The organism is Paenibacillus sp. J22P15 (assembly GCF_056269345.1).
Genome location: NZ_JBWDNT010000018.1, coordinates 15615 through 33130, shown reverse-complemented (window position 1 = coordinate 33130; position 17516 = coordinate 15615). Strand labels below are relative to the sequence as shown.

At 45.3% G+C, this 17516-nt stretch carries 9 protein-coding genes; 8 read left to right on the top strand and 1 reads right to left on the bottom strand.

The genetic code is table 11. The features are described from left to right. The first annotated feature begins 61 nt into the window (after window positions 1–61). Window positions 62–1540, top strand: a complete 1479-nt coding sequence (locus AC0YN6_RS24615; RefSeq protein WP_475750130.1) for a protein adenylyltransferase SelO — start codon at window positions 62–64, stop codon at window positions 1538–1540. Window positions 1541–1618: 78 nt separating this feature from the next. Here AC0YN6_RS24615 and AC0YN6_RS24610 read toward each other — a convergent pair whose 3' ends face one another. Further along, entirely contained in the window at window positions 1619–2263 is a 645-nt protein-coding gene (locus AC0YN6_RS24610) for an SGNH/GDSL hydrolase family protein (protein WP_475750129.1), read from the bottom strand. A gap of 232 nt (window positions 2264–2495) precedes the next feature. On the opposite strand from AC0YN6_RS24610, the gene AC0YN6_RS24605 reads away from it, so the two are divergent. From AC0YN6_RS24605 to AC0YN6_RS24575, 7 genes are all read left to right on the top strand, one after another. Next, on the top strand, window positions 2496–4805 hold the full coding sequence (locus AC0YN6_RS24605; protein ID WP_475750127.1) for a helix-turn-helix domain-containing protein: 2310 nt from the start codon (window positions 2496–2498) through the stop codon (window positions 4803–4805). A gap of 311 nt (window positions 4806–5116) precedes the next feature. Next, window positions 5117–6115, top strand: coding sequence for an ABC transporter permease (locus tag AC0YN6_RS24600; RefSeq protein WP_475750126.1), 999 nt, complete (start codon window positions 5117–5119; stop codon window positions 6113–6115). Continuing rightward, complete coding sequence (locus AC0YN6_RS24595) at window positions 6115–6996, top strand: carbohydrate ABC transporter permease (protein ID WP_475750124.1); 882 nt, start codon at window positions 6115–6117, stop codon at window positions 6994–6996. Before AC0YN6_RS24600 ends, AC0YN6_RS24595 begins: the two co-directional genes overlap by 1 nt. Window positions 6997–7051: 55 nt before the next feature. After that, window positions 7052–8572, top strand: a complete 1521-nt coding sequence (locus AC0YN6_RS24590) for an extracellular solute-binding protein (protein WP_475750122.1) — start codon at window positions 7052–7054, stop codon at window positions 8570–8572. A gap of 121 nt (window positions 8573–8693) precedes the next feature. Continuing rightward, window positions 8694–10355: a DUF4091 domain-containing protein gene (locus tag AC0YN6_RS24585; RefSeq protein WP_475750238.1), complete on the top strand. Its 1662-nt coding sequence runs from the start codon at window positions 8694–8696 to the stop codon at window positions 10353–10355. A 60-nt stretch (window positions 10356–10415) separates the two neighbouring features. After that, window positions 10416–12185: a glycoside hydrolase family 35 protein gene (locus tag AC0YN6_RS24580; RefSeq protein ID WP_475750120.1), complete on the top strand. Its 1770-nt coding sequence runs from the start codon at window positions 10416–10418 to the stop codon at window positions 12183–12185. Between the two features lie 52 nt (window positions 12186–12237). After that, the gene (locus AC0YN6_RS24575; protein WP_475750118.1) at window positions 12238–17514 is read left to right on the top strand and encodes a polysaccharide lyase family 8 super-sandwich domain-containing protein; all 5277 of its coding nucleotides are present in this window, start codon (window positions 12238–12240) and stop codon (window positions 17512–17514) included. The last annotated feature ends 2 nt before the right edge of the window (window positions 17515–17516 follow it).

The window sequence follows — 17516 nt, the reverse complement described above, 5'->3', positions numbered from 1 at the left end:
GAGGTAAACACTAAAAAAGAAAATAATAAGATACATAAAGTCTAAGGAATAAGGAGACAAAATGACGGATAAACATGCAAATGTAGAAGCAGGATGGAACTTTGACAACAGTTATGCTCGTCTGCCTGATTTAACTTTTACAAGACAAAACCCCACTCCTGTACAATCACCGGAATTGGTCATTCTTAATGACTCTCTTGCGAAATCCTTGGGATTAAATGTTCAAGCTCTGCAAAGCAGCGATGGGGTAGCGGCGCTTGCCGGCAACCAGATCCCCGAAGGTGCATTGCCGATTGCTCAAGCTTACGCGGGGCATCAATTTGGACATTTTAACAGATTAGGTGACGGCCGGGCTGTTCTGCTTGGTGAACAGATTACCCCTCAAGGTAAGCGAGTGGATATTCAACTTAAGGGTGCAGGTGTAACACCATATTCTAGGCGCGGTGATGGACGAGCAGCACTTGGACCGATGCTGCGCGAATATATCATTAGTGAAGCCATGCATGCGCTTGGCATTGCGACCACTCGCAGCCTAGCAGTGGTAACAACAGGGGAGTCAATCTACCGTGAAACGAAGCTGCCAGGTGCAATTCTAAGTCGTGTGGCTGCTAGTCATTTGCGCGTCGGCACCTTTCAATATGTTGCAGAATGGGGCACTGTGCAGGATGTTCAGGCGCTGGCTGATTACACGTTGCAGAGGCATTTTCCAGAAGTTGATGCCGATGACGAGAACCGTTATCTTATGCTGCTTCAAGAAGTGATCAAGCGACAGGCTGTTCTGATCGCCAAGTGGCAGCTCGTTGGTTTTATTCATGGGGTAATGAACACCGATAACATGGCGCTTAGTGGAGAAACCATTGACTATGGCCCTTGTGCCTTCATGGATGCCTTTGATCCGGGTACGGTATTCAGTTCTATTGATGTTCATGGCCGTTATGCCTATGGCAATCAGCCGCATATTGCCGCATGGAATCTCGCGAGATTTGCTGAAACGCTGTTGCCGCTGCTGCATGAGAACGAAGCGGATGCTGTCAAACGGGCAGAGGATGCGATTTCAGATTTTATCGCGCTGTATCATCAGAATTGGCTCGCTGGAATGAGGGCTAAGCTTGGAATCTTTAATGAAGAGCAAGGTGATGAATCTCTAATTGAGGGCCTGCTTAGTATAATGCAGAACAATCGTACGGACTATACCAATACGTTCCGCTCATTAGCTATGGATAAGCCGGAGGAAACAGATCTGTTTGGTACGTCGGAATTTACGGAGTGGCATGTGTTATGGCAGGCTAGACTAGGCAGGCAACAGGAATCGAAAGCCTCCTCGCTTGAGTTGATGCGCAGCAGCAATCCGGTACTAATTCCACGCAACCACCGTGTAGAAGAAGCACTGGAAGCCGCGGTAAAACAAGGAGACAACAGCGTAATGGAGCGGCTTCTTGATGCGCTATCGAAACCCTATGCGTACTCCTTGAAAACGGATGAATATTACACAAAGCATGAGGTATCTGCGTTTCCTTATCAAACCTATTGCGGTACCTGATATATAAATAAATTTCATCATACTTTGTAAAGAAAAGGGCAGCCGGAGCTGCCCTTTTTAATTTTGTGTATTTGGCCGCTAATTGCGCTGAATCAGGTAGGGGGTCAAGTTTCTTGCAATGACTTGATGCCCCCGATCATTAGGATGAATGGGCATTGTTCCGCTTAATGCATCCTCTATTCTTCCATTTCGATAACCAAAGACTAAATCGGCTTGTTTTCCTTCAAACCAAGCATGAACAGGAACGGTTCTTACACTATAATTGTGGGCAATTTCACTCGTCGTGTAATTTAATTGACCTATGGCTGCAACGGCAAGTGGACTGTTTGGAAATGGATTGTATTGCGTACAGCAAATGATTCGTGCGTTGCTTTCGTTTTTTATATGAGCTAGAATGGCACGCAAATTTCGCTGGTAGGGGGCTAAAATTTGTTTAACCGCTATGGGCTGGTTGTTCTTAAGTGAATGCAGTGCCGCGTTTGCTAAATCTACTCCCCCTATCCAAACCGAAACAACAGCAGATCGGCTAATAATTGCAGAGCCGCGCCATATGATGGCGTCCAATAGATCAGCACTGCTCCAGCCAGGACGAGCCAATACATACCCTTCGACTCTACGGGAGCGGGAATTTAAAGCAGATACAGCTAGCTGTGGATATGCTCTGGCAAAAGAGGAGGCATTTTCCCCATACGTAATAGAATCTCCAAGAGCAGTATAGAGCATAAGAGAATCACCCACCCTATTTTTAATTATATTATTGCTATTAAGCGCAAATTGCGTGGACATTTATGACAATTACTTCAAATAACAGTCTGATGGTGCTCGTACTTTTACTGAAATCCAAAAAGACAGAACAGGAAGATTTGATAAAATTTATAGATAAATATTGACACCTATTCAAATGGTTTGTACGCTGTGCTGAGGAGCAAAGTCTATCAACATAGGAGTCGACAGAATGAAGACTAAAGAGGGTAACCGAATGCTTAGGTACAAAGGATCTCTGAAATACCCGTCATTTTATCGTAAAATGATTGTATTCACGTTATTATCATCGATTATTCCTATCATTATCCTTGGAATCTCAAGCTATGTATTAACCTCTAAAACGGTGAAAGAAGATGCGAGTCAAGACATTACGCAATTTTTGGAATACGCTTCCGAGACGATGGATAGCGGACTCGAAAGAGTGCAAAACAACCTCATTCAGCTCGAGCTGAGCTCTTTCTTTACTTCAGATCTGAAAGAGTTGAAACGAACGAATTATTCCGGTTTTTATACGGGTGTATATCAGAATATGTTGGCTTTTATGAATGGCAATCCTCTTGTGAAGGATATCTCGCTGTATACATTAGATGAGAACTATTTGATTTCTTCGGCTTACGGTGGAACGAAGATCGAATCAGCAGCAGAACGAGAGAAGTACGAGAAATTATTGGATAGTAATCAGCAATTGGAATGGAAGGCGGGCTATTCCCAGGGTGGGCAGGACTATGATGCAGGAATAACGATAACGAGTACAGTACCGCTGCATACAAAAGATCCGATTGGCCTTTTTCAGGTCATTGTTGATAATAAAGCATTTGATTCACTAACCAAAAGATTTCTTAAGTATGAGAATGAGAAAATGTATGTGCTAGATAACCGCGGTCAGCTCGTATTCCATACGAACGGGTCTGATGTGCCTGAAGACTTATTTGAGTTAATAACGGTTACACATGAGGGGAAGCAAGAGTTTGTATACAACTGGAAGGGCCGCGAGTACTTAGTAACCTCTATGGTATCTCCGCTTCAAAAGATGCTGTTTGTAGATATGATCCCAACGGCGGAGCTGTACAGCAGTGCTAAGAAAATTGCTGGCATTACAATAGGCATTGTTCTTATTGTTCTTGCTGCGGGAATTGCGCTGGCGATGATAGGAACGGAGAAAGTATATAGTCCGATCCGGAAGCTGGTCTCCCACATTAGTGATAATCAATCAGCAGATATGGGGACGGACGAGTTTGGTTATGTGAAGCAGCGCTGGAAGGAAATCAACAGTAAAGCAAGCCAGCTGGAAGGCCAATTAAATCAGCAGCTTCCTCTTATTCGCGAGCTGTTCGCCTTAAGGATGATGGAAGGGCAGTTTACGCATGAACGTCGTGAAAATTTGCATGAGCTTCTGCGCAGGCAATCTATCCCGGAGAAGCAAAGTGCGGTTGTTTTTATTATTTCATACGATCACCTATCAAGCGCCGCTAAGTTCCAAGAGTCAGATAAAGACCTCATTCTCTTCATTATGAAGAATATGACGACGGAATTGTTGGAGCATCAACAGCTAGAAGGATTGGTCATTAACGCTTTAAATGATCAAGTCGTTGTATGGCTATGGACAGAACATGAAGAGGTAGAGGTGTGGCAGAATAAGCTGAAACCCGTAATTGATGGGATTCGGGAGCAGATTACGCATTTCTTAAAATCCCCTGCAACAATTGGTTTAAGCAGAGCCACGTCGCAGGTGGAGGAGCTTCCTGATTTATATCGCGAAGCGCAGCTTGCGATTCACTCGCGGATGATTAACGGAGGAAACCAAATTATTGAGAGCAATGGACTTGCGGTTTCAATGATCTACCGTTATCCGACGGAGATTGAGAACCATTTGACCGATTCGCTGCAGGTGGGTGATCTCTCTGAAACGAAGCGGATGCTGGATGCGTTCTCCGATAAGGTTCAATCTGCGGTACACAATCCCGAGCTTATTATGATGTCGTATGATCAGTTGTTGTCTACTGCTTTGCGAACCGTATATTTAATGGACATCAGCCCAGAGCAATTATTTGGGAGAACCATGAGTGAGCTCAATATCGAGATGAGAGCATGTACAACGATTCATTCGATTAACGAATGGTTTATGGGTCATATCTTTGAACCCATTATGCTGTCAGTGAATGGAAAGAAAAATCAAGAGTATGAGCAGCTCATCGAGAAGGTCACGGACTATATCGGGGCAAACTTTCATCTTGATATTTCACTAGATCAGTGCGCGCAAATCTGTGATTTGAGTCCGCAATATTTAAGCAAGCTGTTTAAGCGGACGATGGACATTTCCTTTATTGAATACATTACCCAGGTTCGTGTATCGAAAGCGAAGGAGCTGCTGGAAACGACGGATTTGATGGTCAATGAAATCGCCGAGCAGGTGGGATACAACCCTAAAAATTTCATTCGTGTCTTTAAGAAGCAGGCCGGTTTGCCGCCTGGACAATATCGTGAGATGCATCGGAAATAGCATGCTGAGTTAAAGTGAATATACTTTTCTTAATAAGACTTTGTTAAGAGCGAGAGAAATGGAACCTCTCGTTTTTGCAAGTCTTTTTTTGTTTATTTTGGGGTGCGAATTTATAATCTTGCAGGAGGTAATGAGGTTAATTTATGAGACTCCAAATAGCCATAAACCCAGCAGTAGCAAGGGATTCTCATTAATTGCTTAAGGGTGCGAAACGTTTAAGAATTGGTCATTGCCCGCGGGGAGCTGAAGCTTGTAAGATGCAGACATGAAATCGTATAGGCAGCTAAGTTTAAACAAAAATGTTGGAGGTGATGGACCCCTTGACGCAATCGAATCCTGAATTAGCGAATGTAAATTTATCACAGGCACATGGACCTGAGTGGCAAAAGATGAAAGATTCTCGGTGGAACCGATTTAAAGTTATGTTAAATCGAGAAAAATATCTTTACTTACTGGCACTTCCGGGTCTACTCTTCTTCCTTGTCTTCAAGTACTTTCCGATATGGGGGTTAGGATTAGCATTCAAAAACTATTCCCCATACTTAGGGTTCTGGGCAAGCGAATGGGTAGGATTCAAATATTTTGCTGAGTTTTTCTCGAATCCGGACTTCTTACTCTTATTTAGAAATACGATGGCGATTAGTTTGTTAAACATTATGTTTTTCTTCCCGATTCCCATCGTTCTCGCAATACTCATTAACGAAGTACAGAATAAGCAATTTAAGAAAACGATTCAGACGATCATTTATTTACCCCACTTTTTATCATGGGTTATCATTGCTGGTATTTGTTTCATCATACTCGGACAGAGCGATGGCATTATTAACAAAATTATTGTCGAGCTCGGCGGACAGCCAATTGGTTTCTTGACGGAGCCGAATTATTTCTGGGGCTTGTTGACTGCGCAAAGCATCTGGAAGGAAGCGGGCTGGGGCACGATCATCTTCTTGGCTGCTATTGCAGGTATTAATCAAGACTTGTACGAGGCAGCGCAAATCGATGGTGCGAACCGTTGGAAGCAAATTATAAACGTTACGCTGCCATGCATTAAGAGTACGATCATCGTATTGCTTATTCTGCGGCTTGGACAAGTTATGGAGGTAGGATTCGAGCAGATCTACTTGATGATGAGCTCCCCTGTAGCGCATGTGGCAGATGTATTTGATACCTATGTGTATCGGACAGGAATACAAAACGGTCGCTTCAGCTACGCGACGGTTGTCGGAATATTTAAGTCGGTTGTAGGTCTTATCCTTGTTGTATCAGCCAATCGTCTAGCTAAAAAATTCGGTGAGGAGGGTCTTTACTAATGCATAAGTCCCTCGGTTATAAAGTGACAAACGGCATTATTTATACCGTTCTCGGTCTCATTGGACTGGCAATGATGCTGCCTTTCCTATATGTTATTATCGTCTCGTTTACAGACCCTTCGGAATATTTGAGAAAGTCATTAATTATTATTCCGGAAAAATGGAGTCTTTCCTCCTATAAGTACATTCTATCGACACCGATGTTTATGCGTTCATTAGGGGTTAGTGGTTTCTTGGCTGTTGTTGGCTCTGCCATTGGTATTATGGTGACAAGCGCCTTGGCGTATGCTTTGTCACGGAAACGGTTCTTCGGTAAGAAGTTTTTCTTGGTTGCGATTCTAATGACGATGCTGTTCAACCCGGGAATGATTCCAAACTTCTTGTTGGTAGAGAGCCTAGGTCTTATTGATTCTATTTGGTCATTGATCCTGCCAGCCATAACAAGCGCGTGGTATGTGTTCTTGATGAGGAACTTCTATCAGGAGCTGCCGGAGGAGCTGGAAGAAGCAGCGAAGATTGATGGATGTAATGATATTGGAGTTTTCTTCAGAATTATGTTCCCGATCTCACTGCCGGCGGTCGCTGCGTTTGGACTATTCTTTGCAGTAGGTTTCTGGAATACGTACTTCAACGGCGTGTTGTACATCAACTCGGATGAGCTTCGTCCGATGCAGGTAGTACTGCAAATGATGCTGATTCAAGCTTCAACCAATATAGCAGACCCATCCGTAGCAGCAATGCTGCAGAGTGAGCAGATGCTCCCTCCAGAGACGATTAAGATGGCTGCAGTAGTCGTTGCATCTCTACCTATCATTATGGTCTATCCGTTCCTTCAGAAGTACTTTGTTAAAGGTATGCTGGTTGGTTCCGTGAAGGGTTAACGGGAAAACGACCATTATATATCGATTTAAAACACAAAAAGGGAGGGCTTTACAAATGAAAAAAAGAACTTGGATGACGATGGCATCAACGCTTGTTCTCACTGCAGCGGTGCTAGGATGTTCGAATGGTAACCAAGAGAAATCAGAAGGTAATGCTGCTGCAGGCGAACAACAAAAACCGGTTGATATTAATATCGGTACGATGACTTATGGTGAATCCCCTAGCAGTGATCTCGAAAGCATTCAACAGCTTAATGAAAAATTGAATGTAAAGCTCGAAATCGACTTTTATCCAATCAACAGCTATAAAGAGAAGCTGAATGCATTGCTTGCTTCAAAGAGCTTGCCGGATGTCATTCTTATCGAGGATATCAATGATCCATCCTTCTCAACAGCTATTGATCAAGGCGCATTTTGGGATTTGACTCCTTTCCTGAAAGATTATCCGAATCTAGCGGGTTATCCGGAGAATGTCATTGAGAATATCAAGTTCAAAGGAAAATCGTACGGTATTCCGCGTGTTCGCCCATTGGACGGTCATGAATCGTTGTTGATTCGTCAAGACTGGCTCGATAAATTGGGATTAAAAGCACCAACGACGATGGATGAGCTTTACAAAGTGCTTGAAGCTTTTACAAAAAATGATCCAGACGGCAACGGTAAAAACGACACCTTTGGTATGGTTCAAGCGAGTGTCAGCCCTTATATGATGACGATGTTTGGTGCAGGTACAGCATGGAAGGAAACGGCTGAGGGCGGACTTGAGCCGTACTGGCTGACAGCTGAAGCGAGAGAAGCTCTTGAATTTTGGAGCAAGGCTTATGGTGATGGTCTAATTACACCGGATCTGCCAGTTATGAAACCAAGCCAAGTGAAAGAAATGCTGATTCAAGGCAAAGCGGGTATTTCCTTCGGCAATATTAACGAAGCGTTTATGTTTGGACAAGAGCTGCAAAAGATTAAGCCTGATGCAGAGCTGAAAGCATATGAAATTCCAGCTGCAAAAGATGGTAAGAAGTACAATGAGCAAGCATACGGTTATTACGGACTATTCCTAGTAAATAAATCCGTGAGCGAAGACAAGCTTAAGAAAATTCTTGAAGTGTACAACGAAACAGCGACCGAGGAAGGCTATAACCTCGTTACTTATGGTATTAAAGACAAAGACTATACCGTATCTGAAGATGGTTCTATCGTTCAAACAGACGAAGGTAAAGGCAAAGCTTACGGTACAGCGACTACGGCACAGTGGATCTCCGGTTACTTTAACAAATATCAACGTGCTGAAGGACCTGGCATGCCAGCTGACGTAAGAGAATACAATCGCAATCTGATTGATACAATCTCTGCATCTTCAATTAAAAACCCTGCTGCAGGCTTGCCAACGACTGAGGTATGGATGGAAAAAGGCGGCGACTGGCAGAAGAAGTTTGTTGATATGTATACGAACGTCGTGATTAACAAAGCAAGCTTGGAAGAGTGGGACAAGTTTATTAACGGTCTGAAAGCAGACGCTAGCTTCCAGCAGCATCTTAAAGAAACTAGTGATTCTTACAAAGCACTAGCGAGCAAGTAAGCGAGTAAGTATATGTAAGTAAGTGTAAGTAAGTGAATAAGCCCGGTAAGTTCGAATAAGTCAGTCGAGTTTGCCGGGCTTATATTTTTTACCAAACGATGTAGGGGGAATTGAAGTGGAAATGTTAAATGACGCTGCACAACTGGAGACCAGATGCCTAAGCTCTTTAATCAAAGTATTTGCCGACGAAGAACTACATGCACCAGCTCACCCTAGAGGCTCGGCACTGCTGGGTGAATCCTATTCGTTCCAAGTTGCATATCGGGCAAATGTACTTACGCGGTCGCTTCAGGTTAGGGCGGAATCTGAACTTGGGCCGAATATTTCGGTGCGGACTGTAGAACTGGTACCTGCCAATATGGTGAACTATCACGATGCTGATGATCATGTGCTGAGAAGCACGCCAGGCCTCTATCCAGATGCATTAATACCGTTTGATGCGAAGCGCGGCATAACGGGATATCCGAACCAGTGGCGCTCCCTATGGGTCACTATTGAGGTACCGCTGGATGCTAAGGCAGGCTTATTTGAGATTCGCATTCATATTACAAATGATAGCGGCGTCCAAGTAGGCGAGGAAACATTTGCGCTGGAAGTCATCGCAGCAGCATTGCCGGAGCAGTCGCTAATTCATACGGAATGGTTCCACACCGATTGCTTGTCTACGTACTATAAGACGGACGTATTTAGTGAGTACCATTGGCAGCTAATAGAGCAATACATCGGCACCGCTGTGAAACATGGAATGAATATGATTCTGACCCCTTTATTTACACCTCCGCTCGACACGGAGATTGGCGGTGATCGCCCTACTGTACAGCTTGTTCAAGTAGAGCGTGTCAGCGGCAAGTATAACTTTAATTTTGAGAGATTAACGCGTTGGGTAGAGCTGTGTGATCGCAGCGGGGTGAAATATTTCGAGTTCTCCCATCTATTCACACAATGGGGCGCCAAGCATGCACCGAAAGTTGTGGCTACCGTTGATGGTGAAATGAAGCAGCTATTCGGGTGGGATACCGACTCTAAAGATCCGGAGTATACGGGGTTCCTTACGTTATTTTTGCACGAGCTTGTATCGTATGTGAAAGAAAATGGTTTAGAGAAGCGTGTTTACTTCCATCTATCGGATGAGCCGAACCTTGCAGATATCGATACCTATCGCGCAGCGAGTGAGCTTATTGGGCCTATATTAGAAGGGTTCCCGATTATTGATGCGCTCTCAGATTTTGAATTTTATGAAAGTGGTCTCATCAAGCATCCGATTCCGGGGAGCAATGGTATTGGGCCATTCCTAGAACACGGTGTAGAGGGGCTATGGACGTATTATTGCTGTGCCCAGTATAAGCTGGTTTCCAATCGTTTTCTCCATATGCCGTCATCGCGTAATCGTGTACTCGGAATGCAGCTCTACAAGCTGAAGCTTAAAGGCTTCTTGCACTGGGGCTTCAACTTCTGGTATGCACAATTCTCCAAGTATCCGATTGATCCGTTCCAAGTAACGGATGCAGGAGGCGGTTTTCCGGCAGGTGATGCCTTCTTGGTATATCCAGGTACTGAGGGACCAATTGAGTCCATTCGGCTTGAGGTGCTGACGGAAGCGCTGCAGGATTTGCGTGCACTAGAGCTTTTGGAACAACGAATTGGACGAGAGGCTGTAATGGCTTTGCTCGAAGATGGTTTGGAACGAGAACTATCCTTAGAATCTTATCCGCGTGAGACGGAATGGTATATCCGTAAGCGTGAAGAAATTAATAGCTTGGTTGGCGGACGTACAAATTCATAGTAATTAAGGCAAGTAGAAGAAGGAACTAACATCTAGATCATGAGCAGAGGAGTACGTGATATGGCATCATTCACAGTGCAAGGTAATCAATTTCTTTATGAGGGTAAGCCTTTAACGATTCTATCGGGAGCGATTCACTATTTCCGCGTCATTCCTGAGTATTGGAAGGATCGATTGCTTAAACTGAAGGCTTGCGGTTTTAACACCGTTGAGACGTACGTTGCATGGAATATGCATGAGCCTCAAGAAGGTAAGTTCTGTTTCACGGGGATAGCGGATATTGTGAAATTTATCGAAATAGCAGCAGAGCTGGAACTGCATGTCATTGTGCGTCCGAGTCCTTACATCTGTGCGGAGTGGGAGTTCGGCGGTATGCCGGCCTGGCTGCTTGCCGAGGAGGGTATGCGCCTTCGCTGCTATGATGAGGCGTTTTTGTCTAAGGTAGATGCTTATTATGATGTGCTGCTCCCTAAGCTAGAGCCGCTGTTATGTACAAATGGCGGTCCAATTATTGCAATGCAGATTGAGAATGAGTATGGAAGCTACGGCAATGACCTGAAATATCTTGAACATATAAAGGAGAGCATGATCTCCCGAGGAATGAACGTCCTGCTGTTCACGTCAGATGGTCCAGAGGACTTCATGCTGCAGGGTGGAATGGTTCCAGGTATTCTTGAAACCGTTAACTTCGGTTCGAGAACAGAAGAGGCTTTCAATAGCTTGGAGCAGGTGCAGCCAGGCAAGCCATTAATGTGCATGGAGTATTGGAATGGATGGTTCGATCATTGGAACAAGCCGCATCATACGCGAGATGCACAGGAAGCCGTAGATGTATTCGAGGATATGCTGAAGGCTGGCGGATCTGTCAACTTCTATATGTTCCACGGTGGAACGAACTTCGGATTTTATAATGGCGCCAACAACCACGGAAAATATGAGCCAACGGTAACTAGCTACGACTACGACAGCCCGCTAACGGAGTGGGGAGATATAACGGAGAAGTACGTACTGCTAAGGGAGCTCATTGCAAAATATTTTGACATAACGCCGATGCCGCTTCCAGAGCCTGTTCGTAAGAAGGGGTACGGCCATGTTCAGATGAAGCCGGTTGCACCGTTGTTTGACCTGTTGTCCGTGCTTTCGACACCTGTACAACGGGCTTGCCCAGAACCAATGGAGAAACTCGGACAAGATTATGGCTTTATTCTTTATACGACGAAAGTTTCCGGCCCTAGGAAAAATTGTTCGTTAGTTCTGGATGACGTCCACGATCGCGCGCTCGTATTCCTTGATGGAGAGTATAAGGGAGTTATTGAACGTTGGGATCCGCAGCCAATTGAGTTCGATGTTCCAGAGGGCGGAGCAGAGCTTCGCATTCTAGTTGAAAATATGGGTAGGATCAACTATGGACCGTATTTACAAGACTATAAAGGAATTACCGAAGGTGCAAGACTGGGCTTTCAATTTCTATTTGATTGGACGATTCATACGCTGCCGCTTAACGATATTGGCCTTCTTAAGCAAGCTTCTGCTGCTGAGGCTCAGGTTCAGAATCAGAAAAACGGGATTCCTACATTTTACGAAGGATTCTTCCATATTGAGCAGGAGGCAGATATCGCTGATACCTTTCTAGCGTTTGAGGGATGGACGAAGGGTATTGTGTTCGTTAACGGCTTCAACCTAGGGCGTTACTGGGAGGCAGGACCGCAGAAGACGCTTTATGTTCCGGGTCCACTGCTTCGCAAAGGTAAAAACGAAATTGTAGTGTTTGAGCTGCATGGTACGAAGGAGCTGCAAGTGACGCTTCAGGATGTACCTAATCTAGGGTAGTGCTAAGTAATACAAGGTAATGCCATCATGGACTGGAGATAGGAGAGGTTTCATGAACGTGAGGAAGAGATCAATTTCAATTGTAGTTGTATGTTGTATGGCATTTCAGCTTGTATTTGCTGGGCTGCCTATATTTGGCGGACAAGCTGAAGCCAGTGCGAAAACAATGGTTAATTTGATTGCCAATGGCGGCTTCGAGGAAGGCGGCTTAATCCCAGATAAGGATTGGCAGGATGGCGGCAAACCAGCGGGCTGGGGCGTGTGGCGTGCAATGGAAGGAAATCAGAACGTGTCCGTAACGGAGGCTGTCTATCGTACAGGCAAACGATCTATCCAAGTTAAGCACGATAAGCTTGCTAGAACAGATATCGTTCCTGATCCGCTTATTTCTATTACTCCAGGACAAACCTATAAGCTGCAAGTTTGGCTGAAGACGGATCAAGTCGTGCCTGAAAATGCGAGTAAGGGCGTATATATTCGCACTCAGTATGCAGGCGTTGACGGCAAGAAAATCGAAGACGGTCCGTATCTTCCTTATGTGAGAGGAACAACGGATTGGACGCTCTATGAGCTGCTGCTTCAAGTTCCTGACAAGTCTCAAATTGCTAAATTCAAAGTTGAAATCTTTTTTGAAACGGGTACTGGGAGCCTTTGGATTGATGATGTCACTCTCTCTCCGTTTAATGGCATTACTTCCATAGAGCTTGATCCGAAAAGCGTAAACATGGACAAGGAGCAAAAGGTACAGCTCAGTCCAATCGTGGCACCAGCAGGGGCATCAACTGATGAGCTCGTTTGGACTTCATCAAATAGCGATGTAGCTACTGTTGATAACGGCGAAGTAACTGCGCATGATTACGGTGCTGCTGTTATTACTGCAACGACGAGCGATGGCAAATTATTTGCGCAAAGCTTTGTGTCTGTGCAATCGGAAGCAGAGAAGCAAGCGTATGAAACGATTCGCAAGAAATGGGCAATGAAGCTGGTAGGCGGTGAAGGAATTGACTTGAATGATCCTGAACTTGCAGCAAATGTCGAAGCGTTAGTCAAACGTATGACGAATGATGAAGGTACTGGTAGATGGGACACGCTGAATAAAGCGGTTGATCCGGATGCATTATGGGATGGGGTCATTAGCAAGACGCAAAATGATTCCTGGCGCATCTCCTGGGCATACGGAATTATTCGGGATCTTTCGTTGGCTTATTCGATGAAAGGCTCCTCCATTTATCAGGATGAGGCGTTAAAGAACGATATTATCCGTGCGATGGAATGGATGTTGAAGTACCAATACAATACAAGCAAGAAGATTACAGGTAACTGGTGGGACTGGGAGATCGGAACACCACAAGAGGTTATGAACATCCTGTCTCTAATGTATGATGCAATGCCATCGCAATTAATTGAAAAATATATCGAAGTTATTGATAAGTTCGTACCGGACCCGAAAAAACGAGTGGCAAACTCAGCGACAGTTGAGACAGGAGCGAACCTGCTTGATAAAGCACTTGTTGTGACGCTGCGTGGTATTGTTGGACAACAAGCAGCTAAGGTTATGCAAGGACGCGATTCGATTGCAAATGAGTACCTGTATGTGAAGAAGGGCGATGGACTCTATGAAGATGGTTCCCTTGTTCAACACACGAGTATAGCTTATACGGGCGGTTACGGAGCTGTATTGCTCGGACGTATGGCTGATTTATTTTATATTCTTGCGGATTCAGAGTGGGGAATTACAGACCCGAATGCAGGTAATGTTTATCGTTGGGCAAAGGCTTCCTTCGAGCCGCTCCTATATAAAGGAGCCATTCTCGACTCGGTGAAAGGTCGAAGCATTTCGCGTGCGGCTGATTCTGACCATATTACGGGACGCTCGATTATTATGACGCTGCTGAGACTGGCTCAGTCCGCTCCACCTGCAATTGCGGAGCAGACGAAGAGTATGGTGAAGGAATGGGTGCTCACCGATACGACCTTTAAAGATTATTATGCAGGCTTGCCATTATATGAACTTAATTTATTGAAGCAATTAATGCAGAATGACAGCGTTGCTCCTCGCGGAGAGCTTGTCCATACGCAAATGTTCGCGGGTATGGACCGCGCGGTTCAGCTTCGTCCAGACTTTGGACTTTCCATTAGTATGTTCTCGGATCGCATTGCAGCGTTTGAATATGGCAATGGCGAGAATAAGAAGGGCTGGTACACGGGAATTGGAATGACGAATGTGTACAACAGCGACTTAAAGCAGTTCAGTAACCATTACTGGCCAACGATTGACAGCTACAGATTGCCGGGAACGACTACAGATGGTTCCTATAAAACCCCAGCAGAATGGGGTAGTTATATGAACGGAAAGGACTGGGTTGGAGGCTCTGTTATCGATGACTATTATGGAGCTGTAGGTATGGAATTCTCGCTAGCAGGCAGCACCGGAAGTGCCTTGCAAGGGAAAAAATCATGGTTCTTGTTCGATGATGAAATGGTTGCAGTCGGATCGGGTATTTCCAATAACGCTGCGAGCATGACTGAAACAATCGTCGAGAATCGCCAGTTAACAGAAGTGGGCGCCAATAAGCTCATCGTAAACGGTCAAGAAATGCCAGCAGGTCTAGACTGGCAAGAAAAAATGACGGATGTGAATTGGGCTCATCTAGAAGGTAATGTGGTCGGTTCTGACATTGGATACGTATTTCCTTCTGGAGAAAAAGTAGCTGGCAAGCGTGAAGCCCGCGAGGGAGCTTGGAGTGAAATTAATAAAGGCGGTCCAACTGATTTAATAACGCGTAACTATTTAAGCCTTGCTATTGAGCATGGCACATCGCCGACAGCAGGCAATTATGAGTACGTACTGCTCCCGGGTAAGTCAGCTGAGCAAACAGCTGCATATGGAGCAAATCCAGACATTCAAGTATTGGCTAAGACGGAGCAGGTTCATGCTGTACGTGAAATGAAGCAGCAGGTAACCGGTTTGAATTTCTGGGAAGCATCCGCTTTCCAATATGTGAAGACCGATAAGCCAGTCTCCATGATGATTAAGGAGAAGGGTAACGAGCTTACCATTGCGATTGCTGAGCCTACACAGAAGCAAGAGCTAGTCATGGTCGACCTCGGTAAGATCGGATTAGACATTATTGCACAAGATCCGAGCATTCAGGTGGTGCAAACTTTCCCTTATACGCGCTTGGCAATCGATACAAAAGCAGCGGCAGGGGCGGTGCATACGATCACATTAAAGGTTGATCCAAGCCAAACGATTAATCTGGAGGGAATGGAGCCAGAGGAAGGTAAAACCTTTAAGATTCCCGTGACGGAGGATACGTTCGTTCGCAGCGGTGCAAACCATGAAAATGTGAACCATGGCACGAAGGATTATTTTGAAGTACGTGAATATGGCGAAGGGTATACACAGCGTTCTTTCCTGAAATTTGACCTTAGCAAAGTTGCTCACGATATCGAGTCTGTAAAGCTAATGGTTTACGGGAAAATAAATGACGGCGATGCCAAATATGATTCCAACTTGATCGGTGTTCATTACGTTGAGGATGATTCTTGGAAAGAGACCGAAATGGTGTGGGGCAACCAACCCGCTTACAAAGAAGCAATCTCTACAATTGGTTTCCAAAAGGTAGACAAATGGCGCGAATATGAGCTGACAGATACCGTTAAAGCGGAGTTGTCACATGATCAGCTTTTAAGTGTTGCATTAATCGAGCAACCAGGTGTTAAAGGCTTGAATACGCAGATTAAGAGTAAAGAGAACGCTGCGCTAGCACCGTATTTGGAAGTGACAACCAAGGCGCCTGTAAGTACGAAGGTAACGGAAGTCATCGTAACGCCTTCGGAAGCAACGATGAAGCAAGGTGAGCAAATGAAGCTTGAAGCGACTGCAAAGCCAGATGATGCACACAACAAACAAATCGTATGGACAATGAGCGCCGAGCATCAAGCTTTAGCAACGCTGCAAGTGATAGACGGAAAAGCCGTTGTAACAGGCGTGAAGCCTGGGAAGGTCGATGTTATTGCAGCATCTGTCGATGGAGGGCATCAAGCGACAGCGACAATCGTGATTGAGGGTGCGGAAGTGACTCCTGATCCGGACCCGACACCAACACCGACGCCGACTCCGACTCCAGATCCGACACCAAGCCCGACACCTGGTGAGTCAGGCTCAAATGGGTCTGTGATTAAAGATAAGGTGCAGGGCATACTTGGCGGGGAAGTAAAGATAAATAGTACAGACGAGCAATTAGCAGCTGGACAAATATTGCTGTCGATCGCGAATGATGGGCAAAGCGTTCAGCTTTCCTCCACTGTAATAGCAAAGTTAATGGAGTGGAACAGCAATGCGACGCTGGAGCTCCATAGAAAAGGCTTATCTGTAACGCTACCAGTGAAGCGATTGGTAAATCTTCAATCAGCAAACGGAGTTCGCGTGGGAATGAAGCCTGTTGCGGATGCAATGACTGCAGCTATTACAGATCATGCAAAAGGATTGAGTGCTTCACTGATTACTATCGCTGATCAAGTTGTGCTGGAGCTCAGCGACTTGCAGCGGATGTCCAGCAGTTCCATGGGAGCAGGCAAGCTTCAGATGAAATGGATAATCGAAACGAAAGCTGATCCGAACCAGTCGGCAGGGATGCGTTATGACGAGAAGCGTAAAGCACTTGTTCCTGTTCAAATGAAACTAAAAGCGGTCGGCAGCGGTGTGGAAGCAACCTTCGACGGCTTGCCAGGCGAAACATACCTGATGGTTGAAGCGAATAAAACGTTTGCCGATCTCGAGGAGCATTGGGTGAAGAAGGATGCACAATATTTGGCGTCGAAATTCATTATACAGGGAAGGGATACAAATTCCTTCGTACCTCAGGCGAATATTACTCGTGCAGAGATGGCTGCCTTGATCGTTCGTATGTTGGATCTTAATGCGAAAGGATCAAAACTACCGTATGCAGATGCAAGCGCTATGCAGGGGAAATGGTACGAGAATGACATTATTCAAGTGCATGAAGCTGGTTTCATGACGGGATATACAGACGGCTCCTTCAAGCCAGATCAAACGATCACACGCCAAGAGATGGCTGTGCTGATTGCACGTGTCATGCTTCAGATAAAGCCGGACTGGGCAGCTGACACAGAGGCTTCACTCGTGGATGTATTCACGGATTCCAAGGACATTGCAGCTTGGAGTGTGAAGGAAGTGGCGGCAGCGGTGAAGAATGGCTTACTGAAAGGCGACATGCAGCTAAAATTTGACCCAGCTGGAATAACGACCCGTGCGGAAGCAGCCGCAGTCGTGAAGAGAATGCTGGATCAGATGAATGGCTAGTA

What these genes read in the sequence shown, in the direction of transcription:
- AC0YN6_RS24595 (WP_475750124.1), top strand. Translation starts at nt 6,115, where the DNA reads ATGCATAAGTCCCTCGGTTATAAAGTGACAAACGGCATTATTTATACC.
- AC0YN6_RS24605 (WP_475750127.1), top strand. Translation starts at nt 2,496, where the DNA reads ATGAAGACTAAAGAGGGTAACCGAATGCTTAGGTACAAAGGATCTCTG.
- AC0YN6_RS24580 (WP_475750120.1), top strand. Translation starts at nt 10,416, where the DNA reads ATGGCATCATTCACAGTGCAAGGTAATCAATTTCTTTATGAGGGTAAG.
- AC0YN6_RS24590 (WP_475750122.1), top strand. Translation starts at nt 7,052, where the DNA reads ATGAAAAAAAGAACTTGGATGACGATGGCATCAACGCTTGTTCTCACT.
- AC0YN6_RS24575 (WP_475750118.1), top strand. Translation starts at nt 12,238, where the DNA reads ATGAACGTGAGGAAGAGATCAATTTCAATTGTAGTTGTATGTTGTATG.
- AC0YN6_RS24615 (WP_475750130.1), top strand. Translation starts at nt 62, where the DNA reads ATGACGGATAAACATGCAAATGTAGAAGCAGGATGGAACTTTGACAAC.
- AC0YN6_RS24585 (WP_475750238.1), top strand. Translation starts at nt 8,694, where the DNA reads ATGTTAAATGACGCTGCACAACTGGAGACCAGATGCCTAAGCTCTTTA.
- AC0YN6_RS24610 (WP_475750129.1), bottom strand. Translation starts at nt 2,263, where the DNA reads ATGCTCTATACTGCTCTTGGAGATTCTATTACGTATGGGGAAAATGCC.
- AC0YN6_RS24600 (WP_475750126.1), top strand. Translation starts at nt 5,117, where the DNA reads ATGGACCCCTTGACGCAATCGAATCCTGAATTAGCGAATGTAAATTTA.